The sequence below is a fragment of the Zobellella iuensis genome (assembly GCF_016746085.1).
Lineage (GTDB): Bacteria > Pseudomonadota > Gammaproteobacteria > Enterobacterales > Aeromonadaceae > Oceanimonas > Oceanimonas iuensis.
The window spans coordinates 61,991-85,711 of the sequence record NZ_JAERTZ010000012.1; the positions used below are offsets into that span (position 1 = coordinate 61,991).

The following is a 23,721-nucleotide window of genomic DNA, read 5'->3' on the forward strand; positions in this document are numbered from 1 at the left end:
TGCACGGCCCGCCGCTTAACCGGAGCGTTGGGCGGCACAGCAGGCACGGGTGGCGAAAACTTGGGCACTTGAATTTTCTCCCTAGGCCCCAATCTAACTCCCAGAAGCCCCGGGAGGCCCCCGGAACCCCGTAACTTGATCAACCTTGGAATTTGTATGACGCAAACTACACCGCGCCATGAGGTATTGGAGACGACCGAGCAGGCCCCCCAATCGTCCCCGGCTGACAACGTTCAGCCGCCGGATGCACTCCGGCTCAAAGAGGTAATGGACCGCTTGAGTCCGTCGATCTTCGTCGGTCTGATCACCGTCGAGGGGAACGTGGTCCACGCGAATCGAGCAGCCCTCGACGCAATCGGCGCGACGTTGGATGAGGTGCTCTGCAAGCCTTTCGAGGCGACGCCATGGTGGAGGTTCTCCGACATCGCCACGCGTCGGTTGCGATTGGCAATCAAGGACGCAGCCGACGGGATCGCTTCCCGATTCGACGTCCTTGTTCAGGACCGGCATGGCCGCGTACTGACGATGGATTTTTCCCTCGAGCCCCTTTATGGGTCCGACGGCAGGGTCGAGTACCTGATTCCGTCGGCCCGCGATGTGAGCGAGGGCAAAGCGGCGGAGCAGCGTGTCCTGTACCTGGCCAGCCATGACGATCTTACCGGGCTTCCGAATCGCAACCTGTTCGGTGAGCGCCTGCGCCAGGCGGTTGATTATGCCAATGGCTCCGGCGAACGGCTCGCGGTCTTGCTCGTTGACCTGGATCGTTTCGGTCTCATCAACAACACCCTGGGCCATGGCAGTGGCGACGAAGTACTGAAAGCCGCCGCAAACCGGCTGGCTGGTTGCGCGCGCACTTCGGACACACTGGCCCGCCTCGGCAGTGATGAATTCGGCTTTATCCTCTGCGGCAACCACGCGGACATTTCCCGTATCGTTGGCGAAGCACAGCGCATCGCGGACGCCTTCGAGCAGCCGGTGATGATTGCCGGACGCGAGGTGTATTTGACGTGCAGCATCGGCGGCGTGGCTCGTGCCGATTCGAGCGTAAATGAGGACCAGTTGCTCAAGAACGCATTTAGCGCCCTAAACGCCGCGAGAAACCGGGGGGGGAATATCGCCCACTTTTACTCACTGGAAACCGTGTTGCAGGACGCCGAGTGGCTCGAGCTGGAGTCCGCACTGCGTGGTGCGATCAAGCGCGATGAGCTTTCGCTGCATTACCAGCCGCAAGTGGATCTCCGCACGGGAGCCATCGTCGGGGCCGAGGCCTTGATGCGCTGGCTGCGGCCTGACCGCGGCATGATTTCCCCCGCTCGATTCATACCGATCGCGGAGAAAACGGGCTTGATCCTCCCACTGGGCATCTGGGCATTGCGGAGCGCGCTCGGAGAAATAAAGCGTCTGCGCGACCAGGGCCTGCCGATAGAGCATGTGAGCGTCAACCTCTCTGCCCGGCAACTGCATCAGCAGGATCTCATTCCGCAAGTTGACGAGCTTCTGCGTCAAGCCGACGTCGAACCGGGCTCATTGACCCTGGAGTTGACCGAGAGCATTTTAATGGACGATGCTGAATACGCCGCGCGCACGCTTAAAGCCCTGAAAGCGCTTGGCTTGAAGCTGTCGCTGGATGACTTCGGGACCGGCTACTCGAGCCTGGCTTACCTGCACCGTTTTCCGTTCGACACCATCAAGATCGACCGCTCCTTCGTTCAGGAAATGCACACTCAGAACAACGGTGCCGCTATAGTGGATGCGACGATACAGTTGGCACATAGCCTTGGAATGACGGTGGTCGCCGAAGGAGTCGAATGCGAGCAGCAACTCGCCGCCCTTAGATCCAGCGGATGCGATTATGTGCAGGGTTACGTCTTCTCGCGACCACTTCCAACCACCGAACTGACGTCCATGCTCCGTGACCATCCCGTATTTACTATGTCGCCCAATAAATAAGGATAAGTGCTGCAAGAAGCCGATCGCCATGAACGGACTCGGCTTCTTGCAGCACCTCTCCATCATCAGTGACCCGCGCCAGCAATGGAAGGTGGAGCACAAGCTCTCGGACATCCTTTTCCTCACCATCGTGGCTGTCATTGGCGGCGCCGAAGGGTGGGAGGAAATCGAGGATTTCGGCATCGATCACCTCGACTGGCTGCGCCAGTATGGCGACTTCGAGAACGGGGTGCCGGTGCACGATACCATCGCCCGGGTGATGGGCATGCTCTCGGCCACGCAGTTGCAAAAGCGCTTTGCCGCCTGGATGAAAGAGTGCCACGTGGCCACCGCAGGCGAAGTGATTGCCATCGACGGCAAAACCCTGCGGCGCAGCTACGACAAGGGCCGCCGGCAAGGTGCCATCCACATGGTATCGGCGTTCTGCGCCGCCAATCAGGTGGTACTGGGCCAGGTAAAAACCGATGCCAAATCCAATGAGATCACCGCCATTCCCGAACTGCTGGAGTTGCTGAGTATTCGTGGCTGCCTGGTGACCATCGATGCCATGGGCGGCCAACCGGCCAAGGACATCAAGGTGCGCTACTACATCGGCCTTAGCCGCCGAACCGGGCCAGTTGCATTTCCCGCAGCCGGCTCAGGGTGCGGCGGAAGGGAAAGGCCAGGGCGCCGTCCCGGTAGAGCTCGTCCGGCGGCACTTCGGCCTCCAGCCAGAGCGGTATGCCCCTGTCGTAGCACTCGTCCACCAGGGCGATAAAGCGGCGCGCGCCGTCGTCCTGGCGGGACAGGGGCGGCAGTTGGCGCTCGCCGGCGGCGACCTGGGTCGCGCCGTCCTCGGTGCCGCGGGCGATGGCGCCTTGCCGCCGGCCGCCGCTCAGGCGGGGCACCCCGCCCAGCAGGATATGGTTAAAGCGGTCGCACAGCTCGATAAAGTCCGGCGCCGCCAGCGGCTGTTCGCACAGGTCGGCATAGCGGCACCAGAGCACGGACTCGCTCCGCCCCTGCACCGCTATCTGCCGGTGGCCCAGCGGCAAGGGCTCACTGCCGCCGCCCGCCGGCGCCAGCTCGGCGAACAGGGTCGCCAGGGCCTGGGGCTCATTCACCCAGTAGCGTTGCCGGGGCGCCCCCGGGTGCAGCCGGTGATCCTCGCCGCCGTCCACCGCCACCACCCGCATCCGCTCGGCCATGGCCGCCACCGCCGGCAGGAAGCGATCCCGGTTAAAGCCGTCGGCGTAGAGCCCCTCGGGCGGCTGGTTGGAGGTGGTCACCAGCACCAGGCCCTCGGCGAACAGTTGTTGCAGCAGGCGGCCGAGCAGCATGGCGTCGCCGATGTCGCTCACGAACAGCTCGTCCAGGCACAGTACCCTCACCTCGGCGGCCAGCTCCGCCGCCAGTTGCGCCAGCGGATCCTCGGTGCCGGTGAGCTGGAACAGCCGCCGGTGCACCCAGCGCATAAAGTGATGGAAGTGCAGGCGCTTGGCCGGCACCGACAGGCCGCGATGGAACAGGTCCATCAGCCAGGTCTTGCCCCGCCCCACCGGCCCCCACAGGTAAACGCCGCCCATATCCCGCTCGCCGGCATGCAGCCGGCGCTGGCACTGCTCCAGCCATTCGGCGGCCCGGCGCTGGGCGGCATCGTCCTTAAAGCCCGCGTCCAGGGCGGCGAGGTAGGCGGCGTAGGGGGAAAGGGTCATAACGGGCCGGGGTTTGCGAAACGGAAGGGCATTAAGCCACAGCGCCCGCCGCCGGACAAGGCTGGCCCCTAGCGCCGGGCCGCGTGGCGCATGATCTCCGCCGGTATCCGCTCGAGCGACACCACCCGCTCCACCGCCCCCAGGGCGATGGCCTCCTTGGGCATGCCGAACACCACGCAGGAGGCCTCGTCCTGGGCCAGGGTCTCGGCCCCGGCCCGGGCCATTTCCTTCAGTCCCCGGGCGCCATCGTCGCCCATGCCGGTCATGATGATGCCGGTGGCGTTTTTACCGGCAAACTTGGCCACCGAGCGAAACAGCACGTCCACCGAGGGCTTGTGCCGGTTCACCGGTGGCCCGTCCAGCACCTCCACCTGGTAGTAGGCGCCGCTGCGCCTGAGCTGCATGTGCCGGCCGCCGGGGGCGATCAGCGCCAGCCCCGGCAGCACCCTGTCCTGGTGGCGGGCTTCCCGCACCTCCAGCCGGCACAGCTGGTTCAGGCGGGCGGCGAACGAGGCGGTGAACTTCTCCGGCATGTGCTGCACTATCACCAGCCCCGGGCACACCCGGGGCAGCGCCGTCAGCACCCGCTCCAGGGCCTGGGTGCCGCCGGTGGAGGTGCCGATGGCCACAATGCGCTCCGTGGTCTGCACCATGGCCTGGCTGCCCGGCGGCTCCGCCATGGCATCCGCCCCCAGCCTGGGCGGCACCGGCAAGGGCGCGCGCGCCGTCAGCCGGCCGACCCTGGCCTGGGCCGCGGCGCGCACCGCCCCGACCAGGGCGGCGGACGAATCCTGCAGAAACTGCTTCAGCCCCACCCTGGGCTTGGTGATGATCTCCACGGCGCCGGCGGCCAGGGCCTGCAGCGTGGTTTCGGCCCCCTGCTCGGTCAGGGACGAGCAGATCACCACCGGGGTGGGCCGCTCGGCCATGATCTTCTTCAGGAAGGTGATGCCGTCCATGCGCGGCATCTCCACATCCAGCACTATCACGTCGGGCCAGTCCCGCGCCATCTTGTCCAGGGCGAAGAGCGGATCCGAGGCCGTGCCCAGCACCTGCATGTCCGGCTCCCGCTCCAGCAGCGCCACCAGCACCTGACGCATCACCGCCGAGTCGTCTACCAGCAATACCTTGATTTTTTTCATTTTATCCTTGTTCCTCCGCTCCCTTCAGGGGACTGTGGCTGACCCAGACCACCCCGCTCCACACCTCGAACACCACCTTGCGGTGGCCGCTCTGGCCCAGGTTCTGGGCCACCAGCCGCAGGCGGTGCTCGCGCACCAGCCGGAGGGCCGCCGCCACGTTCTGCCGGGCCACGTCGAGGCGGGCGGGCACCGGCGCGCCGAACATGTTGCCACCGCCGAACAGCTTGCACTGATACTCCTCCAGCCCGGTGCCGTGCTGCCGGGCCGCCGCCCGGAACAGGGCCATGGCGTCCTCGCCGTAACGGCCGTCGGGCCGGCTCCCGCCCCGGCCCGGCAGCAGGTAGTGGCACATGCCCCCAATCCGTCGGCGGGGGTGCCACAACACCATGGCGACGCAGGAGCCGAGCAGGGTGCGGATGCGGGTGGCCGGGCCGCCGAAATGGAACTGGCCGGGCTGCAGTAACACCTCCTCGACCTCGCCCGGTGTCATGGCTTGCGGTAGATGGACGGCTGCACCAGCCGGAGCGCCTCGGACACCCCGTTCAGGCTCTCCGAATGGCTGACGATAAAATAGCCGCCCGGCCTCAGCCGGGGCAGGATCCGCTCCACCACCTGGCGCTTGGTGTCGAGATCGAAGTAGATCATCACGTTGCGCAGGAAGATAACATCGAAATCGCCGATCTCGGGCAGGCGCTGGTTGAGGTTGATCTGCATAAAGCGGATCCGCTGCCGCAGCCGCCGCTCAACCAGGAAACTGCCCTCCTGCTCCCCCACCCCTTTCAGGCAGTATTTGTGCAGCAGGCGGGTGTCGATGTGTTCCGCCCGGCTCAGGGGATATTGGCCGCGTCCGGCCTGCGCCAGCACCCGGCTGCTGATGTCGGAGGCGACGAGCTCCCAGGGCCCGGCCCCCAGCGACTCGGCCAGGGTCATGGCCAGGCTGTAGGGCTCTTCCCCGGACGAGCAGGCCGCGCTCCACAGCCGGACCGGGCGGCCCCTGCCGAGCGCGGGCAGCACCTGTTGCCGCAGAAAGTCGAAGTGCCGGGGCTCCCGGAAGAAATAGGTTTCGTTGGTGGTCAGCAGATCCAGCGCCGTCTGCAGCTCGCCCCCGCCCCGCTCCGCCATGATCAGGCGGAAGTAGTCGCCGTAGCTGCCCAGGCCATGGTGGCGCAGCCGCTTGCCCAGCCGCCCCGCCACCAGCGCCTTCTTGCCCGGGGACAGGTTGATCCCGGCGCTGCGGTACAGCCAGCGCCGGAACAGCTGGAACTCCTCATCCTGCAACGACGGTATCTGCATGGGTCAAGCTCCCTCGGCCCGGGGATCCGGGCTCAAACATAACCGGGCTCCGCCTTGTCATCGAAGGCGCCCGCCCTTAGCCCGGCCGGCGCCGGCGTACCGGTGGCGGCGGCCAGGGTGAAGAAGCCCATCGCCTGCTGCAGCTGCTCCGCCTGGCTGCTCATCTCCTCCGCCGTCGCCGCCAGCTCCTCGCTGCTGGCCGCATTCTGCTGGGTCACCTGGCTCAACTGGCCCATGGCGGTGTTGATCTGCGCCGCCCCCGAGGCCTGTTCGCTCGAGGCCGCGCTGATCTCCTGCACCAGATCCGAGGTCTTGCCGATGGCCGGCACCATCTCCTCCAGCAGCCGCCCCGCCTTTTCCGCCAGGGCCACGCTGCCGTCGGACAGCTCACCGATTTCCCGGGCCGCCACCTGGCTGCGCTCCGCCAGCTTGCGCACCTCGCTCGCCACCACCGCGAAGCCCTTGCCGTGCTCCCCGGCCCGCGCCGCCTCTATGGCCGCGTTCAGCGCCAGCAGGTTGGTCTGGTAGGCGATGTCGTCGATGATGCCGATGCGCTGGGCTATCTGCTTCATCGCCGCCACCGTCTGCTGCACCGCCTCGCCGCCCTCGGCCGCCTCCCGCGCCGCCTTGCTGGCCATGCCGTCGGTCACCCGGGCGTTGTCGGTGTTCTGGTTGATGCTGGCACTCATCTGCTCGATGGAGGCGCCGGTCTCTTCCACCCCCGCCGCCTGTTCGCTGGCCGCCTGGCTCATGGACTGGGCGGTGGCGCTCACCTCCTCGGAGGCGCTGGCCAGGTTGTCGGCGGCGCCGCGCACCTCGCCGATGATCCGGGTCAGCCGGTCCTGCATCTGGCCCATGGCCGCCAGCAGCAGGCCCACCTCGTCCCGGGAGCGGATCCGGATGGGCTGGCTCAGATCCCCCTCCGCCAGCCGCTCGGCCGCCTGCACCGCCACCGCCAGGGAAGCGGCCAGGCGGCGGTACACGAACCAGAGCACCAGCCCCAGTACCAGCAAGGTACCGGCCATGCTGGCCAGCACCCAGGAAAAGGCCTTGTCCTTGTCGGCCAGGGCCGTCGCCACCAGGGTGGCGGTGCGGTTTTCCATCAGCACGAAGAAGTCGTCGATGGAACCCTGGATATTGGCCTTTTCCCGGTGGTAGGCCGCATCGTGCAGCATCCGCCGGGCCTGCTCTGGGCTCACCGCCCCGAGGGCGCCGCTGGCATAATCCTGCACCGCCTGCATGGCCACCGCCTCCGTCTCCACCAGGGCGGCGGACTTGGCGTTGGCGTCGGCCAGCAGGGCGAATTCCTGCTCGGTGAAGCCGGCCCGGCGCATCAGCTCGGCGAGCGGCACCGCCGGGGTGTCCGGCCGGGGCTTGGCGTCTCCCGCCGCCACGAAGTCCCAGTAAATCCGGTGGTAGGCCTCCGGCCTGGGTTGCTCGCCGTTGCGGATGGCCACCACCTGCCAGTACTGCTGCTCGAAGCGGCTGTCGCCGGTGACCACATAGGTCCGGGCCAGGCGGGTCAGATCGTCCGAACTTTGCCGCAGCTCATCGGCCAGCAGGTAGGACTGGTATTGCCGATCCTTGGCCTCGGCCACCTGTTCCACCGCCGCCTGATAGCGGTTGACCGCCGCCAGGGTCAGCAGCAGCATGCCGAGCGAAGTGATGGTCAGGCCCATGAACAGGGTTTTTATCCGTAATTGAAACATAAGATTTCCTTGATGCCGCCGGGGCTCTCCGCCGGGACGACGCGCTGCTTTCCGGTCACGGCGTTATGCCGTGCCGGGCAGCGCCCTCCGGAAGCGGGAAGAACCCCCGCCATTATTGTTATTGGTTTGGGTAATGGCAGTGCCGAGCCATGTTGGTGATTACTGGGCGAATTCTCCCTCCCTGGCCAGGGCCTTGCCGTCGCCGGCCTGGGACAGCTGCGCCATCTCCTCCACCGACAGCACCCGCTCAACGCTGAGCACTATCACGAAGCGGCCGTCCACCTTGGCCATGCCGCCGATAAAATCCGCCCGGATGCCGGCCCCGAAGCTCGGGGCCGGCTCGATGTCGGCCGCTGCTATGCTGAGCACCGCCGACACCGCGTCCACCAGCACGCCGATATCCTGCACCCCCTCCTCGCCATGGACTTCGAGGATGACGATGCAGCTGCGCTTGTTGACCGGGGTGGACGGCCGGCCGAAGCGCACCGCCAGATCCACCACCGGCACCACGGCCCCCCGCAGGTTGATGACGCCGCGCACGAAGGCCGGCATCATGGGCACCGTGGTCAGGGTGCCGTACTCGATGATCTCCTTGATGCCGAGGATGTCCATGGCGAACATCTCGCCTCCCAACACAAAGGTCAGGTACTGGGCCTCGACGCCAACCTTGGGCTCTGTCGCCACTAATGCATTCATTGCTTTTCCTCCTGCAGCAGGACCCGCCCCGGGCCCTGCCACTGTATTCCCTGATGCCGGGCGCCGGGGCGCCCGGCCCGTGCCTAGAAGCGGGTGAAGCCGGGTTCCAGTTCACCCTCGCCCAGCTCAGGCTCCGGCTGGGGCTGCCTGGCCGTTTTGCCCTTGCCGGTGGCCGCCCGGCTCTCCCGTTTTACGGCGGCCCCGGCGACCAGGGTGAAGAAGCTCATCGCCTGCTGCAGCTGCTCCGCCTGGCTGCTCATCTCCTCCGCCGTCGCCGCCAGCTCTTCGCTGCTGGAGGCGCTCTGCTGGGTCACCTGGCTCAGCTGGCTCATGGCGGTGTTGATCTGCGCCGCCCCCGTGGCCTGTTCGCTCGAGGCCGCGCTGATCTCCTGCACCAGATCCGAGGTCTTGTCGATGGCCGGCACCATCTCTTCCAGCAACCGCCCCGCCTTCTCCGCCAGGGCCACGCTGCTGTCGGACAGCTCACCGATTTCCTGGGCCGCCACCTGGCTGCGCTCCGCCAGCTTGCGCACCTCGGTCGCCACCACCGCGAAGCCCTTGCCGTGCTCCCCGGCCCGCGCCGCCTCTATGGCCGCGTTCAGCGCCAGCAGGTTGGTCTGGTAGGCGATGTCGTCGATGATGCCGATGCGCTGGGCTATCTGCTTCATCGCCGCCACCGTCTGCTGCACCGCCTCGCCGCCCTCGGCCGCTTCCCGCGCCGCCTTGCTGGCCATGCCGTCGGTGACCCGGGCGTTGTCGGTGTTCTGGTTGATGCTGGCGCTCATCTGCTCGATGGAGGCACTGGTCTCTTCCACCCCCGCCGCCTGCTCGCTGGCCCCCTGGCTCATGGACTGGGCGGTGGCACTCACCTCCTCGGAGGCGCTGGCCAGGTTGTCGGAGGCGGTGCGCACCTCGCCGATGATCAGGGACAGCTTCTCCACCATGGCCTTCAGGACGGCCAGCAGGCTGTCGCTGTCGCCCCGGCGCAGGGCGATGTCTACCGACAGATCCCCCTGGGCGACCCGGCCGGCGACGGCGGCGGCATAATCCGGCTCGCCGCCCAGCTGGCGCAGCAGGTTGCGGGTGATCAGCCAGCCGGCCAGCAGCGCGACCAGCAGCGCGGCGCCCGCGGACAGCAGCATCAGCAGCCGGGCCTGCTCGTAGGTCTGGTGGGCTTCGCGGCCGGAGGCCTCGAGCAGATCGCCCTGGTAGTCGATCAGGGCGACCACGCTGTCCTGGTAGGTACGGAGCACGGGGCGCAGTTCGTTCTGCAGGTAGCGCTGGGCCGCATCCGGGTTGTCCTGTGCGATCAGGGCCAGCAGGCGTTCCTGGCCGGCGATATAGTGCTGCCGCTGTTCGTTGATCTGGCGCAGCAGCGCCACTCCCCGCTCGGAATGGACTCGCTGCTGCAGCCACTCGAGCTCGGCGGCGATCTCCCGCCGGAGATCCAGGATCAACGCCTGTTGCTGCTGCCGATCCCGCGGGTCCTGGGTCAGCATCATGTTGCGCAAGGCGATGGCGATGCCGTTGGAATCGTCGATCACGTCATTGGCCCGCTTGGTCTTGGGCCAGAGATCATCGACGATCAGCTGCTGGGCCTGGTTGAGCTGCTGCATCCGGCTGATGCCGACCAGGGACACCAGCAACAGCATGGCGACGACCAGGCCGAACCCCAGGGCCAGCTTGGTGGCGACTCTCATTCCTTTAAACATGGTGCTCTCCTTAAGGTGGTTACTGACGGATTTATTCCGCGCCGGCGTTTAGGCGGACAGGGCCCGCCCCTCCCGGGAAATCATGGCTTGCACAAAGGTCGATACGTCCAGGATCAGGGCCACTGAGCCGTCGCCCAGTATGGTCGAGCCGCCGATGCCCCGCAGGGCGCTGAACAGCTTGCCCAGGGGCTTGATCACCGTCTGGTGCTCCCCCAGCAGTTCGTCCACCACCAGCCCCGCCTTCTGCCCGGCGCACTGCACCACCACCACGTTCTCGCGCCGGCCGTTCGCCGCCGCCAGGCCGAAGTGATCCCCGAGCTTGATCAGCGGCAACACCTCGCCGCGCAGGTTGAGGTAGCTGTGTTTCCGGGCCAGCCGGCGATCCGCCTCGGTCAGCTCGAGGCACTCCTGCACCGTGTCCAGCGGCACCACGTAGCGCTCGCCGCCCACCCCCACCAGGAAGCCGTCGATGATGGCCAGGGTCAGCGGCAGGCGGATACGGATACGGGTGCCCTGGCCGGGCCGGCTGTCCAGATCGATGCGCCCCCGCAACGCCAGTATGTTGCGGCGGACCACGTCCATGCCCACGCCCCGGCCCGACAGGTTGGTCACCGTGTCGGCGGTGGAAAAGCCGGGCTCGAAGATAAGCTGGTAGATGTCCTGCTCGCTCAGGCTGGTCCCCGGCGGGACCAGTTCCCGCTCCATGGCTTTCTGCAGGATGCGCTCCCGGTCGAGGCCGGCCCCGTCGTCGGCGATCTCGATGACGATGCTGCCGGCGTCGTGGAAGGCATTGAGCCGGAGGTTGCCGGTGGCCGGCTTGCCCGCCGCCTGCCGCGCCGCCGGCATTTCTATGCCATGGTCCATGGCGTTGCGCAGCAGGTGCATCAGGGGATCGCCTATCTTCTCGATCACCGTCTTGTCCAGCTCGGTGTCGGCGCCGCTGATGTGCAGGGTGATGTCCTTACCCAGCTCCTGGCTGACATCGTGCACCACCCGCTGGAAACGGTTGAAGGTATCGCCGATCGGCACCATGCGCAGGCGCAGGGCACCGTCGCGGATCTCCTCCATCAGTTCGGACACCAGCGAGGTCGCCTCCTGCAGGGCGGTGTTCTGGGCGCGCTGGGCCAGCAGCTTGACCCCGGCGCCGGCGATCACCAGCTCGCCCACCAGGTTGATCAGTTCGTCCAGCTTGTCGGCCTGGACTCGGATGTAGCGGCTTTCCTTTTTCTTCTGCTCCCGGACCTGGCTCTGCTTCTCCAGGGCGGCCTGCACCAGCACCGGCGCCACCGCCTGCTGCCCCACCAGCACTTCCCCCAGCCGGGGGGCCGGCGCCGCCTCGGTGGCGGCCTGCTCCGCCAGCCCCTGCTCCAGCTCCTGCCGGGTCAGGGCTCCGCTCGCCACCAGTATCTCCCCCAGCAGGGCGTCGTCCTCCGGCAGCGACCGGATCAGCGCGATATATTCGGACACCTTGCCGTGGTGCGGCAGTATCTGCAGCTCGCAGTCGTCGCGGACGAAGTCGAACACCTCGGCGATGGCCGCCTTGTCCGCCTCCGACTGGAAGTCGAGCTCGAACCCCAGGTAACAGGACTCCGGATCCATCTCCGCCGCCGCCGGCATGATGTCGGTCAGGGTGGTCAACGAGAGGATGCGCCCCATGGTGCCCAGGTAACGCAGGAAAGACAGGGGATCCATGCCGTTGCGCAGCACCTCGGGGCCGAAGCGCAGGGACAGGTGCCAGAGGTTCACCGCCGCCTCGCTCCCTTCCTCAGGGGGCTGGCGGGAAACCGGCCCGTCCGCCGCCACCGGCGCCGGAGCGCCGCCGCGAAAGGCCTGCAACCGTGCCAACAGGGCCTGGCCCCGTTCCAGGGTGTCGGCGTCCGCCGGTTCGCCCCGCGCCACCCCGTCCACCAGTTGCTCGATATGATCCCGCCCGGCCAGCAACAGCGTCACCAGCTCGGCGTTGCCGGCCAGCTTGCCCTCCCGCAGCCGGTCCAGCACATCCTCCACCACGTGGGTAAAGTCGACGATGGGGTCGAGACCGAACAGGCCGGCCGAGCCCTTGATGGTGTGGGCGGCGCGGAAGATGGCGTCCAGCACCTCGGCCCCGGCCTCCTGTTCCAGCCCCAGCAGGCCGCTCTCCATCTCTTGCAGCAGCTCCCTGGCCTCGTCGATAAAGGTGTGCAGCACCTGATCAAGGTTAATGCTCATCTGGTATTCCTTTTCCTTGCCATAAGGTCTCAGGCGGCCGGACCCGCCGGCAGCCACTGGGGATCGCCGAAGTGGGTGTTCAGCCGGCACAGCTCCAGCACCTCCAGTACCGCCTGGCTGTGCCAGAGCAGGGCCAGGGCGCCGCCCTGGCGGTCGAGCTCCCGTTTGGCCAGCAGCAGCAGTTGCAAGCCGGCACTGTCCAGTTCGCTGACTCCCGCCAGGTCCATCTCCACTCGTTGCGGGCCGGCCAAATAGGGCGCCAGCTGCGACTTGAGGGCGGCGGCGGTGTAGATGGTCAGCTCCCCCTCCAGCCGTAACAGCACTCCCTGTTCCCGGGTTTCGGCCATTAACTGCATCTGCTCTCCTCCTTAGGGCATGATCAGCTTGGACACCGCCGCCAGCATCTGCTGGGGCTGGAACGGCTTGACCACCCAGGCCTTGGCCCCCGCCGCCTGCCCCTCGGCCTTTTTCTCCGCCTGGGACTCGGTGGTGAGCATGATCACCGGGGTGAACTTGTAGCCGGGGTGGCGCTTGACTTCCTTCAGGAAGCTGATGCCGTCCATATTGGGCATGTTGACGTCGCTGATGATGAGGTGCACCTTGCCGCCGTTAAGCTTGGACAGGGCGTCCCGGCCGTCACAGGCTTCGATGGTGTCGTAACCGGCCCCCTTGAGGGCGATGCTGACCACCTGCCGCAAGGAGGCGGAGTCGTCGACGATCATGATGGTCTTGGCCATGAGTGTACTCCCCTAGAAGAAGGTAATATCCGACTGACCCTGGCGCCCGGCGGCCTGGCCCTGATGGTTGAGGTGCTGCTCCAGCGTGGCGTAGCTCCGGGTCATGCGCGCCAGCCAGGCATCCACGTCGATGGGCTCCCCCGCCTGCATCAGGGTCCGCCCGAATTCCTCCAGGTTGTCGCACACCTGGCGCAGTATCTGGCTGGTTCTGTCCTGGAACTGCAGCGACACCAGCATCTGCTCGATCTCGTTCCTTACCCCTTCCCCCTCGCTGCGGGTGCTGTCAACCGCCCGGGTCAGGCCCTCGGCGGTGCCGTCGAACTGGGTCAGCAGCCTGCGCAGGGCGGTCTCCGCCTGCTCCAGCTCCCTGTCGTCCGCGACGCCGGCCTGTTCGCTGTCGCTGAAGGTGTCGAGGATGGCCTGGTTGATGACGTTGACCTTGTCGGCCATGCTCTTGCTGGTGGCGCTGGAACGGATGGACAGGCTGCGCACCTCGTCGGCCACCACCGCGAAGCCCCGGCCGGCATCCCCCGCCCGGGCCGCTTCTATGGCGGCGTTCAGCGCCAGCAGGTTGGTCTGGCCGGCGATGGCGTCCACCTCGGTCGCCATTCGCTGCAGTTCCTCGGTGTAACCGGTCAGCACCCGCACCTCGTCGAGCATGGCCCTGTGCCGCTGCTGGGCGCCGCGCAGGGAAGCCACTATCTCCGCCAGGGCCTGCTCGCTGGAATGGGTTACCGCCTTCATGTCTTCTTCGCCCCGGGTGATGGAGTCGCCGGAGGTGCCCACCAACAGGGTGAGCCGCTGGACCAAGGAAGAAAACTGGCCGGTCAGTTCGGCGATGGCCTCTTCGGTCTGGCCGCGGGCGGTCTCGATATGGCGCCCCAGTATGGGCAGCACCGCCTGGGCCAGGGCCGGGCCATCGGCCGGCTCCTGGGGAGGAGGAGGCGCCACCGCCTCGGCCCGGGCGGCGGCCCGCCTGGCCAGGCTGAGCATGCAATAGTGGCCCAGGCCGGCCGATGCCAGACACAGGAGCACGGACACCAGCAGGGCGGGGGTGGAAAAGTCGGTGAGCCACAGCAACGGCACGCTGGCCGTCACCGCCACCAGGACGGGTGCCAGGCCGATCAGGCGCGGCTCCCCCTGCGCTATGTCTTCAGTGTTTTTCATCTATGCCTCCTGGACATGCTTTCCCCTCGCCCGCCGCCAATAAGGCGCGCAAGGGCCGGCCGGCGATAAAGCCGGTAAAAACAAAAACGGTGGCGTATTAATTAAGCCGGGGCATCCGCCATCAGCTACGGAAAACCCGTGCCAAGGCCATGGAATTGGCGATGGCAATAGCGTGCCGGATAAATATTAAAGAAATAGGTGTGGCAGTGAGGTACTCCCTAAAATCATCCTTGAAATATTTTTTATTTTTAAGTCAGGCCGTCAGAGACGGTGGCAACGACCAATCAAAGTGCGTATTAACAATTAGCACAAAAAAAAGATAAGTGTCAGTCTTCACATGAAAAATTAATATTTTTTTTGCAGGGCACCAGGCTTGATGCCGGACAGCACGGAATAACTATTTCATTCCGGCCCGGATCCGTAATTTTTGTCGATATCGGCAGGAAGGATGGAAAGACGGCCAAAAAAACATCGACTGCCACTTTCCCGCCGTCGAATGGATAAAAGTAGAAAATATTCCCGGAAATATCCAATAAGGGATAATCCATGGCGGTCTTGTTTGAAATTTACCTGAATAACCTCATTATTCCGGTGCCTTTGTTCCGGAACCATAATTACGCCGGTAATAAGCCAAATAACTGCGCCAAATACCGCTATACGGAGCGAATACCGCACGCAGAAGCGCCGGTCCTCTCGGGCTCGGCCGGCCGGCATGCAGCTAGTGGTGTTCGGGGCCGTGATTTGATGGCAATATAGGCCTCTTCCAGACTCGCATGGATGCCCGTTATGAGGAAGCTCGCTTTACCCCTGCTGGCGTGGTGCTGGCTTGCCCTTGCCGTGGCTTTCCCCGTCCTGGCCGACCGCCTGGTGGTGGCCACCGAAGGCGCCTACCCCCCCTTCAACTACCATGACGAGCAGGGCCGGCTCACGGGCTTCGACGTGGACATCGCCCTGGCCCTGTGCCAGGCCATGGCGGCCGAATGCGAACTGGTCGCCGAGGAGTGGGATCGGCTGCTCGACGGCCTGGAGCAGGGCCGGTTTGACCTGGTGGTGGCGAGCATGGCCAAAACGCCCGCCCGTGCGGAACGGGCCGATTTCTCCGACTATTACTACCGCACCCATTCGATGTTTGTCGGTCTGGCCAATACCTACGACGACGCCGCACCGGACACCCTGAACAACCAGCGCATCGCTACCGGCGTCGGCACCATCCAGGCCGATTTTTTGCAACGTCGTTATCGCAACAGCCATATCATGCTGGCTCCCAACCAGGAGGAAGCCCTGGCCAGGCTGGTAGAGGGCAAGGTGGATCTGGTGCTGTCCGACAGCATCAACCTGCTGAACTTCCTGCAAAGCCCGGCAGGCTCGCCCTTCGACTATGTGGGCGAACCCCTGGCCGACGGGATATTGCAGGCGGAAGCGCGCATCGCGGTGGCCAAGGGCAGGCAGGAACTGCTCGAGCGGATCAACCAGGCCATTACCACCATCCGCCTCAACGGCAGCTATGACCATATCAACCGCCGATATATTCCGTTCAGCGTATATTGAGGCACACAAGGAGGCAGCCGAGCGGTGATGTCGAGATCCCAAGGATTCCACCCCAGCCTGTCCACCACCCTTTCCCTGGTGGTCTGCGCCCTGTTGCTGTTTATGGCCGTGATCACCTGGCTGGTGGTGCCGCTGCTGTCCGGCATCAGTCACGGCTCGGGCCAAACCCGTGAGCAGCATATGCCGGAGATCCTCAACAACCAGCGGCATGCCCTGAAAATCGAGAAGATCAGCAGTTACCTCAACACCGTCTACTGGGCCCAGAACAGCAATATGGAACGCCGGGCCCGGCTGCAGGCCCAGGTGCTGATCCAGAGTTTTATGCTGGAAGATCAATCGTCCCTGTCTGCCGCCACCGCCGACGCCCTGGACAACATAAAGCAGCTTATCAATATCCGGAACCAGCAGCGGGAGCACATGGGGCAGGTCCACGGGCTGCTCCATCGGCTTGCCGTATCGGAAGCACCGGAGCAGAGCGCCTCCTCCGCCCGGCTGGCGCAGGCGCTGCACTCTTTCAATACCGAGCTGGCCTCGGGTTCGCTGACGGACATTCGCTGGCCGCGGCTGGAAGTTGCCCTGGATAAGCTGAGGCAGCAACTGCCGGACACCGAGGGTAGCGCCCAACATTGGCAATGGCTCGATAAGCTCTCCCTTCGGCTGCAGGAGGTGTCTGCGCTCAACGAACGGGCGGATGAACAGTTGGCCACGGGGCAGCAGCAACTGCAGCAGATAGCCAATTACCTGACCACGGATGCGGCCCTCAGGATCCAGCAGCTGGCCGGCGATATCAGCCGGGACGCCCAGGCCGTGACCCGCTATACCTATCTGCTGATCGGCGTCGTCACCCTGATCTCACTGATGCTGTTCGGCGCTTTGCAGCATTTTATCCTGAAGCCGTTGCAGGCCTCGGTGCAAGCCCTGCGCGCCATCGAACAGGATCAGGATGATCACGTCCGCCTGCCGCCCGTGCTGTTCAGTGAACTGGCCACCATTTGCCGGGCGGTGGAAGACTATTCCGCCATGACCCGAAAGCTGTGGCAGGCCAACGACGAACTGCACCAGTTGTCGCAGCAGGACGGCCTGACCGGCCTGGCCAACCGCCGCCACTTCGATCAGGCCCTGCGGGAAGCGCTCAACCGGGTCCGCCGGCACAACGGCACCCTGGCCCTGCTGATGCTGGACATCGACCATTTCAAGCAGCTCAACGACGGCTTCGGCCACCTGCACGGCGACGAGTGCCTGAAGGCCCTGGCCCGTATCCTGAAAGGCTACGGCCAGCGCAGCGGTGAACTGGCCGCCCGCTACGGCGGCGAGGAATTCGCGCTGATCCTCACCGATCTCAACCGGCAGCAACTGACCCGGCTGTGCGAACACATCCGGCAGGAGGTGGCCAGGCTGCTCCTGCCCCAGGCCGAGCCGGGTCCGCCCATGCGCTTTACCGTCAGCATCGGCGCCGCCCTGCTGCCCGCCGCCGAACTCGGGCAGGAAACCGAATTGCTGATGCTGGCCGACAAGGCCCTGTACCAGGCCAAACAGGACGGCCGCAACCGGGTGGTGATCGGCGAGCGGGAACTCCCCCGCTTCGAAGAGCCGAGATCCGCCCTGGGCTGACCCCGTGTTCTTTAAGTTCTAAATGTTTTTATTTCACCTTGCGGGTGTTGCCAAGGCGTTAACAAGGGATTTTGGGTACAGTCGCCGGCCTCGATTGCACGGTCGCAATCTGTAACCGGAGACGACTTCAGTGAAGAAACTCAACACCGCAACTCCTGCCTGGCAGGCCTGGCCGCAACTCGGCGGCATGCCGGCCGTGCTCTTCCTCGCCCTGGCCTGCTTCGTGCTGTTCTCTGGCTGGCACGGCAGCCTGCCGCTCGGCATGGTCGGCGCCCTGGCCCTGATGTATGTGCTGGCCGTGCTGCTCAACGAAGTCGGCGAACGCATCCACCCGGTGCGCGAATACCTGGGCGGCGGCACCATCATCACCATCTTCGGCTCCGCCGCCCTGTTCCAGTACCAGTTGCTGCCGGAGCAGGCCGGCCTGGTCATCAGCGACTTTATGCAGGAAGGCGGCTTTCTCAACTTCTTTATCGCCAGCCTGGTCACCGGCTCGGTGTTCGGCATGAGCCGGGCCCTGCTGAAAAACGCCGCCATGCGCTACCTGCCGGTGATACTGGGGGGCGTGATCACCGCCTTCGTCGCCGTCGGCCTGGTGGGCATGCTGCTCGGCGACGGTTTCAAGAGCGCGGTGTTGCTGATCGGCCTGCCGATCATGGGCGGCGGCATGGGCGCCGGCGCCGTGCCCCTGGTGGAGATCCTGTCCGCCCCCATGCAGATGAGCAGCACCGAACTGCTGTCGCGCATGGTGCCGGCGGTGGTCATCGCCAACACCCTGGCCATAGTGCTCGGCGGCCTGCTGCACCGCCTGGGCAACCGCTACCCCTCGCTCACCGGCAACGGCCGGCTGATGGTGCATGAAGCCAACGCCCCCCAGCCGGACAAGAACGCCGCCCCCGCCATGGAAACCCTCGGCATCGGCCTCTTTATCAGCCTGAGCATGTTCGTGCTCGGCTCCCTGCTGAGCCTGGTCATCCCCATGCACCCCTTCGCGCTGATGATACTGGCGGTGGCCCTGATCAAGGTCGCCGGCGTGCTGCCGCGCGCCTATGAGGAGGCCGCCGCCAGTTGGTATCAGTTCGTGGTCACCAACCTGACCGGCCCGTTGCTGGTGGGTATCGGCATCGCCTATACCGACATCAACGCCCTGCTGGACGCGCTCTCTTTCAGTTACCTGCTGCTGGTGACCGTGACCGTGGTCGGCAGCGCCCTCGGCGCCGCCCTGGTGGGCCGCCTGGTCGGCTTCTACCCGATAGAGGCGGCGATCACCGGCAGCCTGTGCATGGCCAACATGGGCGGCACCGGCGACGTGGCGGTGCTGTCCGCCGCCCGCCGCATGGAGCTGATGCCCTTCGCCCAGATCTCGTCCCGCCTGGGCGGCGCCTTTATGCTGATCCTGGCGACCCTGATCATTTCCCTCTGGGCCTGAGGACGTCGTGGCCATGGAAGCGTTACACTGTCGCCTTTAGCCGAGACAGAGGCATCTCCGCCATGAAGCTGCGCCACCAGTTCGTCGCCCTGGCCCTGCTGTTTTCCCTGCTGCTGGTGCTGGCCCTGGGCGTCCTGCTGGCGGCCCTGCTGCGCCAGCAGGTGGAGTCCAGCCTGGCCGACAAGGGCCAGGCCCTGGCCCTGGTGCTGGCCGAGGATCCCGAGGTGGCACGGGCCCTGCGCGGCGAGCCGGCCGGGCTGGCCGAACGGATGGAGCGGCTGCGGGAGCAGACCGGCGCCGCCTACATAGTGGTAACCGACCGCCAGGGCCGGCGGCTGAGCCACCCGGTGCCCGCCCAGATAGGCGAGCCCTTTCAGGGCGAGGATCTCTGGCCGACCCTCAGCCAGGGCCGCCGGCACTGCTCCCGCTGGCAGGGCAGCCTGGGCCCTTCCGTCCGTTGCTTCGCCCCCGTTAGCGAGGCCGGCGGCCCCCCGCTCGGCGCCGTGGCCGTGGGCTTTCTCCAGGGCCAGATCACCCGCCTCTACCGGGCCCAGATAGGACTGATGGCCGCCGCCATCGGCGCCATACTGCTGCTCGGCGGCCTGCTCGGCGGCCTGCTGTTGCGCCGGCTGCGCCGCACCCTGCTCGATCTGGAGCCGGAATACATCGCCCGCCGCTTCGCCCAGCAGGAGCTGGTGCTGGAAAGCATCGCCGAAGGCATAGTGGCCCTGGATAGGGAGGGACGGATCACCAGCCTCAACAGCGCCGCCTTCTACCAGTTGCGCCTGCCGCTGCTGCACCGGCAGCAGGCCCTGGGCCGCCCGCTGGCGGAGTTGCGGCCCGAACTGGCCCCGTCCCTGGAGCAGGCCGCCGCCGATGGCCTGGTGCGTTTCCAGGTGCAGGGGCAGGCCTACCAGGGCCAGTGGCTGCCCATACGGCGCCAGCACAAGACGGTCGGCCGGCTGCTGAGTTTCAGCCGGCCGGAGGCGGCCTCGGATCTCTCCCATCAACTGACCCATCTGCAGCAGTACGCCGAACTGCTGCGCATGCAGACCCACGAATACGCCAACAAGCTCAACAGCCTGTCCGGGCTGCTGCAACTGGGCCACCTGAGCGAGGCGGTGGAGATGATCCAGCGGGAAAAGGACGACTACCAGAACCTGCTACAGGAACTGCTGCGCACCATCGCCGACAAGCCGCTGGCCGGCCTTGTCCTCGGCAAGTTCAGCCGGGCCCGGGAGCTGGGGGTAGCATTCGAACTGGACCCGGACAGCTGCCTGGCCGAATACGGCGCCGGGCTGTCCGCCGCCCTCATCACCCTGGTGGGCAACCTGCTCGACAACGGCATGAGCGCCGCCTGGGCCAACCGCGACCAGCGCGCGCCCCGGGTGCTGCTGTCCCTGAGCGACTTCGGCAAGCACCTGATCATCGAGGTGGAAGACAGCGGCGCCGGGGTGGACGACGCCATCGCCGACCAGTTGTTCGACTACGGCGTTACCGGCCGGGGCGGCGATCACGGGGTAGGCCTCTACCTGGTGAAGGAAACCGTCGCCCGCCTGGGCGGCACCCTGGAATGGCGCCGGACGGCGGAAGGCTTTACCCTGTTCGGTATCTATATCGACAAGAGCGGACTCAGCGACACCCCATGGACCCCATCGTCACCCTGATCGTCGAGGACGACCCCAGAGTCGGCCGCATCCTGCAGGAGGTGGTCGGCGCCACCCCCGGCTTCCGGGTGCTGGGCCGGGCCGACACCCTGGCCGAAGCCCGGCTGATGCTGACGGCGGGCAGCCCCGAGCTGCTGCTGGTGGACCTGTCCCTGCCCGACGGCTCCGGCCTGGACTGGATCGAAGAGCAGCGCCGCGCCGGACTGGACGCCGGCATCATCATGATCACCGCCGCCGACGACGTGGCCACGGTGCAGCGGGCGCTCAACACCGGGGTATTCGACTACATCATCAAACCCCTGCGCCTGGCCCGCATCCAGCAGAGCCTGGCCGATCTGCGCGCCTTCCACGCCCGGCTGCGCCAGCCGGCCAGCCTGGATCAGGGCACCCTCGACCAGATGCTGGGCAGAAGCCGCCCGGGTGGCGAGGCCCAGCGCAACACCCCCAAGGGCATCGACGCCCTCACCCTGCGCCAGGTGCTGCAGTTGTTCGAACAGGCCCCGGAGCAGGGTTTCTCCGCCGACGCCGTGGCCCAGCGGCTGGCCATGAGCCGCACCACGGCCCGCCGCTACCTGGAATACCTGGAATCGGAAGAACGGCTGCAGATCAGCCTGCACTACGGCAGCCGGGGCCGGCCCGAGCGGATCTACCACAAGACCGGCCAGGGATGACCGGCAGGAAAAAGAAAAGGGCCCGAATAGGGCCCTTTTCACGGAAGAGAATAAAGGCCCTCAGGCCAGGGCCTTGACCAGCTCCAGCACGTCGAGCTCGATACCGTCCAGCTCCTCGTCCCAGTTGGGGCCGATGCGCACGCCGTCTTCGGACAGGTCTTCTACCCAGATCTCCAGAAACTCGGCCAGGGTGATCTCGAAGGGCTCGTAGTCGGCCCACTCGTCCACGCACTGCACCTTGGCTTCGGCCTCGGTAGACCACACCGGCATCACCTCGGTATCTTCAAACTCGGAGGAATCGCACACCACCCATTCATCACCGAAGCGCAGCCCCCACATCACCCGGTTGGCTTTCACTTCATCGATAAAACGCTGGTAGTTTTGCTGGTGGCTGTCGCTCATCTTGTTCACCTTTGGCTGATAATGGGGGAGAGCCCCCGAATGGGGCGATACTGAACCAAATCCCCCCTAGACTCAATCAAAACAATATTAATACAACGCAACGCAAGAACCAGGAGCCCATACTTAACCTTAGGAGGTGGCCCATGAAATTACCCGCCAAACATAGTGTCGCCAGCCTGGACGTAGACGCCCAGTACACCTTTACCCCGGTCTGCCCGGACGAGCTGCCGGTGGCCGGCGGTGACGAGATTGCCGACGAGCTGAATCGCCAGGCCACCTTCGCCGGCTACCGCCTCGGCACCAAGGACGCCCACTCGCCCCATGCCCTCTGGCTCGCCAACGAGCAGCATCCCCCCTTTACCCCGATAGCAGGTGCCGACCACATGGACATCCGCTGGCCCCGCCACGCGGTGCCCGGCACCAAGGGCTTCGAGCTGCTGGCCGGCCTGCCCCACCCCGCCGACTACGATTTCTTCGTGTGGAAGGGGGTGGAGCCGGACATGCACCCCTACGGCGCCTGCTACCACGACCTGGCCGAGCGCCAGAGCACCGGCCTTATCGAGTTCCTGCGCAGCAACCAGGTGAGCACAGTACTGGTGGGGGGCCTGGCCACCGACTACTGCGTGCACAGAACGGTATTGCAGCTGCTGGCCGCCGGTTTCACCGTGGTGGTCAACCGCTCCGCCATCCGTGGCGTGGCCGACGAAAGCAGCCGCCACACCATCGCCGAGATGATCCAGCTGGGCGCCCATTTCGTGCACGATGCCGGCCAGTTGGAGCAGGCCGATGGCTGAGCCCGTGATCCGCTCCCTGCTCGACACCGATCTGTACAAGTACACCATGATGCAGGCGGTACTGCACCAGCACCCGGCGGCGCCGGTGGAGTACCGCTTTCGCTGCCGCACCCGGGGCATCGACTTCAGCGGCTGCCTCGACGAGATAGACGCCGAGATCGATCACCTGTGCCGGCTCCGGCTCGGCGAGGACGAGCTCGACTATCTGGCCGGGCTCGACTACATCAAGCCCGACTTTATCCACTTCCTCCGCCTGTTCCGGCTGGATCGGCGCTTTATCGAGCTCGGCTGCGAGCAGGGCCGGCTCGAGCTGTGGATCAGGGGGCCCTGGCTGCACACCATACTGTTCGAGGTGCCGCTCTTGGCCATCATCTGCGAAGTCTACTGCCGCCGGCACTACCCAAACCCCGACTGGCACCAGGCCCGGGAGCGGCTGCGGCACAAGATAACCCTGGCGGCCGCGGCGCCCGCCAGCTTCCGTTTCTCCGACTTTGGCACCCGCCGCCGCTTCTCCCGCCGCTGGCAGGAAGAGGTGGTGACCGGCCTCGCCCGCCAATTGCCGGTGCAGTTTGCCGGCACCAGCAACCTGGATCTGGCCCGCCGCCTGGGGCTGAGGCCGGTGGGCACCATGGCCCATGAGTTCCTGCAGGCCTTCCAGGCCCTGGGGCCGCGGCTTATCGACAGCCAGAAGGCGGCGCTGGAAGCCTGGGTGCACGAATATCGCGGCCGGCTGGGCTATGCCCTGACCGACGTGGTGGGCATGGACGCCTTTCTGCGCGACTTCGATCTCTACTTCGCCAAGCTGTTCGACGGCCTGCGCCAGGACTCGGGCGATCCCATCGCCTGGACCGAAAAAGCCCTGGCCCACTACCGCCGTATGAAGATAGATCCGCGCGGCAAGACCCTGGTGTACAGCGACAGCCTGACCATGGCGCGGGCGCTGGAAATCCACCACCGCTTCCAGGACGACTGCGCCATGGCCTTCGGCATCGGCACCCACCTGACCAACGACGTGACGGATCCGGTGCCGCTCAACATAGTGATCAAGATGACCGCCTGCAACGGCCAGCCGGTGGCCAAGCTGTCCGACAGCCCGGGCAAGGCCATGTGCGAGGACGCCGGCTACCTGGCCTACCTGGCCCAGGTGTTCCAGGTGCGGCTGGCCGGGGCGGATGTGGCCGGTTGATGTAAACTTATTGTTACAGCCGCACTGAACCCAAGGCCGGACCGCCGCTTCTAAATAATGAGCGGGCTCTCTAGATTAGAAGGCCAAACCGCTTAGAGGAGGGAG

At 65.9% G+C, this 23,721-nt stretch carries 19 protein-coding genes and 3 pseudogenes; 9 read left to right on the forward strand and 13 right to left on the reverse strand.

Annotated elements, in window-relative coordinates; all coding sequences use genetic code 11:
• Positions 1–156: 156 nt before the first annotated feature.
• Positions 157–1,950, forward strand: a complete 1,794-nt coding sequence (locus JKV55_RS04000; RefSeq protein ID WP_202082460.1) for a putative bifunctional diguanylate cyclase/phosphodiesterase — start codon at positions 157–159, stop codon at positions 1,948–1,950.
• Between the two features lie 28 nt (positions 1,951–1,978).
• A pseudogene (locus JKV55_RS04005) lies at positions 1,979–2,509 on the forward strand (ISAs1 family transposase); the annotation flags it as partial.
• A 37-nt stretch (positions 2,510–2,546) separates the two neighbouring features.
• Here the strand turns inward: JKV55_RS04005 and zapE are convergent.
• The 12 genes and pseudogenes from zapE to JKV55_RS04060 all read right to left on the reverse strand — a co-directional run bounded on the left by zapE (position 2,547) and on the right by JKV55_RS04060 (position 14,308).
• A complete protein-coding gene (gene zapE / locus JKV55_RS04010; RefSeq protein WP_202082461.1) occupies positions 2,547–3,644 on the reverse strand; it encodes a cell division protein ZapE in 1,098 nt (365 codons plus the stop codon).
• A gap of 68 nt (positions 3,645–3,712) precedes the next feature.
• On the reverse strand, positions 3,713–4,786 hold the full coding sequence (locus JKV55_RS04015) for a protein-glutamate methylesterase/protein-glutamine glutaminase (RefSeq protein ID WP_202082462.1): 1,074 nt from the start codon (positions 4,784–4,786) through the stop codon (positions 3,713–3,715).
• A gap of 1 nt (position 4,787) precedes the next feature.
• The gene (locus JKV55_RS04020) at positions 4,788–5,252 is read right to left on the reverse strand and encodes a chemotaxis protein CheD (protein WP_202082463.1); all 465 of its coding nucleotides are present in this window, start codon (positions 5,250–5,252) and stop codon (positions 4,788–4,790) included.
• A 20-nt stretch (positions 5,253–5,272) separates the two neighbouring features.
• On the reverse strand, positions 5,273–6,079 hold the full coding sequence (locus tag JKV55_RS04025) for a CheR family methyltransferase (protein ID WP_202082464.1): 807 nt from the start codon (positions 6,077–6,079) through the stop codon (positions 5,273–5,275).
• Between the two features lie 32 nt (positions 6,080–6,111).
• A complete protein-coding gene (locus tag JKV55_RS20210; RefSeq protein ID WP_202082465.1) occupies positions 6,112–7,788 on the reverse strand; it encodes a methyl-accepting chemotaxis protein in 1,677 nt (558 codons plus the stop codon).
• A 159-nt stretch (positions 7,789–7,947) separates the two neighbouring features.
• Positions 7,948–8,484, reverse strand: a complete 537-nt coding sequence (locus JKV55_RS04035; RefSeq protein ID WP_202082466.1) for a chemotaxis protein CheW — start codon at positions 8,482–8,484, stop codon at positions 7,948–7,950.
• Positions 8,485–8,567: 83 nt separating this feature from the next.
• A pseudogene (locus JKV55_RS19890) lies at positions 8,568–9,407 on the reverse strand (methyl-accepting chemotaxis protein); the annotation flags it as partial.
• 252 nt (positions 9,408–9,659) lie between these two features.
• A pseudogene (locus tag JKV55_RS19895) lies at positions 9,660–10,196 on the reverse strand (MCP four helix bundle domain-containing protein); the annotation flags it as partial.
• Between the two features lie 48 nt (positions 10,197–10,244).
• Entirely contained in the window at positions 10,245–12,404 is a 2,160-nt protein-coding gene (locus JKV55_RS04045) for a chemotaxis protein CheA (protein ID WP_202082468.1), read from the reverse strand.
• Between the two features lie 29 nt (positions 12,405–12,433).
• Complete coding sequence (locus JKV55_RS04050) at positions 12,434–12,760, reverse strand: STAS domain-containing protein (protein ID WP_202082469.1); 327 nt, start codon at positions 12,758–12,760, stop codon at positions 12,434–12,436.
• A 12-nt stretch (positions 12,761–12,772) separates the two neighbouring features.
• Positions 12,773–13,141: a response regulator gene (locus JKV55_RS04055; protein WP_094038244.1), complete on the reverse strand. Its 369-nt coding sequence runs from the start codon at positions 13,139–13,141 to the stop codon at positions 12,773–12,775.
• Between the two features lie 12 nt (positions 13,142–13,153).
• A complete protein-coding gene (locus tag JKV55_RS04060) occupies positions 13,154–14,308 on the reverse strand; it encodes a methyl-accepting chemotaxis protein (RefSeq protein WP_202082470.1) in 1,155 nt (384 codons plus the stop codon).
• A 786-nt stretch (positions 14,309–15,094) separates the two neighbouring features.
• On the opposite strand from JKV55_RS04060, the gene JKV55_RS04065 reads away from it, so the two are divergent.
• The 5 genes from JKV55_RS04065 (at position 15,095) to JKV55_RS04085 (ending at position 21,234) form a co-directional block, all read left to right on the forward strand.
• Positions 15,095–15,856 carry a transporter substrate-binding domain-containing protein gene (locus JKV55_RS04065; RefSeq protein ID WP_202082471.1) on the forward strand — a complete coding sequence of 254 codons (762 nt, stop codon included), beginning with the start codon at positions 15,095–15,097 and terminating at the stop codon, positions 15,854–15,856.
• A 27-nt stretch (positions 15,857–15,883) separates the two neighbouring features.
• Positions 15,884–17,467, forward strand: a complete 1,584-nt coding sequence (locus JKV55_RS04070; protein WP_202082472.1) for a GGDEF domain-containing protein — start codon at positions 15,884–15,886, stop codon at positions 17,465–17,467.
• A 187-nt stretch (positions 17,468–17,654) separates the two neighbouring features.
• Positions 17,655–18,896, forward strand: a complete 1,242-nt coding sequence (locus JKV55_RS04075; protein WP_202082771.1) for a 2-hydroxycarboxylate transporter family protein — start codon at positions 17,655–17,657, stop codon at positions 18,894–18,896.
• A gap of 62 nt (positions 18,897–18,958) precedes the next feature.
• Complete coding sequence (locus JKV55_RS04080; RefSeq protein WP_202082473.1) at positions 18,959–20,563, forward strand: sensor histidine kinase; 1,605 nt, start codon at positions 18,959–18,961, stop codon at positions 20,561–20,563.
• On the forward strand, positions 20,542–21,234 hold the full coding sequence (locus tag JKV55_RS04085; RefSeq protein ID WP_202082474.1) for a response regulator: 693 nt from the start codon (positions 20,542–20,544) through the stop codon (positions 21,232–21,234). The genes JKV55_RS04080 and JKV55_RS04085 overlap by 22 nt, the downstream gene beginning before the upstream one ends.
• Before the next feature lie 60 nt (positions 21,235–21,294).
• On the opposite strand, the gene JKV55_RS04090 is transcribed toward JKV55_RS04085, so the two are convergent.
• The gene (locus JKV55_RS04090) at positions 21,295–21,636 is read right to left on the reverse strand and encodes a DUF2750 domain-containing protein (protein WP_202082475.1); all 342 of its coding nucleotides are present in this window, start codon (positions 21,634–21,636) and stop codon (positions 21,295–21,297) included.
• Between the two features lie 143 nt (positions 21,637–21,779).
• On the opposite strand from JKV55_RS04090, the gene JKV55_RS04095 reads away from it, so the two are divergent.
• Both JKV55_RS04095 and pncB read left to right on the forward strand, forming a co-directional pair.
• Positions 21,780–22,430, forward strand: a complete 651-nt coding sequence (locus tag JKV55_RS04095; RefSeq protein WP_202082476.1) for an isochorismatase family protein — start codon at positions 21,780–21,782, stop codon at positions 22,428–22,430.
• Positions 22,423–23,616: a nicotinate phosphoribosyltransferase gene (pncB, locus tag JKV55_RS04100; RefSeq protein WP_202082477.1), complete on the forward strand. Its 1,194-nt coding sequence runs from the start codon at positions 22,423–22,425 to the stop codon at positions 23,614–23,616. Before JKV55_RS04095 ends, pncB begins: the two co-directional genes overlap by 8 nt.
• Positions 23,617–23,721 lie beyond the last annotated feature (105 nt).